This is a genomic window from Psychrobacter sp. 1Y4 (assembly GCF_051847555.1).
Genome location: NZ_JBPYDE010000097.1, coordinates 1 through 1,212, shown reverse-complemented (window position 1 = coordinate 1,212; position 1,212 = coordinate 1). Strand labels below are relative to the sequence as shown.

Genomic DNA, 1,212 nt, shown 5'->3' with positions numbered 1-1,212 from the left:
CCAATAAGGAATTTATTGTGATTTCATGTAACTTACCTGTTCTTTTGGCAGAAAGAAGGTTGCGTGTGGCAGATTTAGTGAGAATGACAGATATCAGTAAATCGACGCTGCATAGGATCTATAACGATGATACGACTAGAATTGAGTTCGATACTTTGAGCAAGCTATGTAATGTATTAGAAGTAACGCCAGGGGATATTTTGAAATACGTTCCAGATGAACTTGGTGAGGACGACTCTTTAGAAGAGTAAATTAACTATCGCTATAGTTGATAGGAAATTTCTAGCTAAAGGTCTACTTAGAGCTAAAAAATACTTATGAAGCTTAATAAATTTTTTATTGTTAGGTTGTAGTCATCGCTTTTTAAGTGAAGACCAATAGTAAATACTATAAATTTGAAACGTATTTCCAAAAACTAGGCATCTGAAAAACACGTTTTTTTGTTGAATTGAGGTTGGGTTCAAAAATCATCATAGTGCCAAATTTACTAGGTTAGGTGTCATGATGGTTTTTTAGCCAAAAATAGCTAGGTTGTGGTCAGTTATGTATGTGAGGTTTTAGGGCAGGGCACAGTTTGGGCACCACATGGGCACCGCCATGAAAATGGGGTTTTTGTTTGAGTAGTTAGACTTAACTATATTCAAAAAGATATTTCGAGAATTTCTCTACAAGTCCTGAAAATTAGACAAAAAAAAGCCTCACTATTAAGTGAGGCTTTTTAAGTATTTGGAGCGGGAAAAGAGATTCGAACTCTCGACCCCAACCTTGGCAAGGTTATGCTCTACCACTGAGCTATTCCCGCTAATTATCAATTAACTATCGTCAGTTGATGAAGGCGTATTATACGCAGTTTTTTTTATGTGTCAACACCTATGACGAAAAAAGTTAAAGTTATTAAAATAGGCGTGTCTTCTATCTACAAATGTATGTTATAACAGTTTATTATAATATGTATTCCAAAAGCTTTTCATACATAAATAAGCTGGGATGCACATTATGATTTAATCACATTCACAATTATCAACACTTACGAAGATAAGTTATAAGGATAAAAAATGAGTCAACAGTATACCATCGCTGATTATTTGTTTGATCGCGTCGCAGAAGCGGGTGCCTCTGAGATATTCGGCGTACCAGGCGATTTTAACTTAACCTTTTTGGACAATGTCCTTGCCTCTGACAAGCTGCGCTGGGTGGGTAACACCAATGAGC

2 protein-coding genes and 1 tRNA gene are annotated in these 1,212 nt (G+C 36.1%); 2 read left to right on the top strand and 1 reads right to left on the bottom strand.

The window, feature by feature from the left end:
- A partial coding sequence (locus tag ACS8FC_RS14465; RefSeq protein WP_439297273.1) for a helix-turn-helix domain-containing protein occupies positions 1–251 on the top strand: 251 nt, incomplete at its 5' end.
- Positions 252–727: 476 nt separating this feature from the next.
- On the opposite strand, the gene ACS8FC_RS14460 is transcribed toward ACS8FC_RS14465, so the two are convergent.
- Positions 728–802: transfer RNA gene (locus ACS8FC_RS14460), tRNA-Gly, on the bottom strand.
- Between the two features lie 253 nt (positions 803–1,055).
- On the opposite strand from ACS8FC_RS14460, the gene ACS8FC_RS14455 reads away from it, so the two are divergent.
- A partial coding sequence (locus ACS8FC_RS14455; RefSeq protein WP_439297274.1) for a thiamine pyrophosphate-binding protein occupies positions 1,056–1,212 on the top strand: 157 nt, incomplete at its 3' end.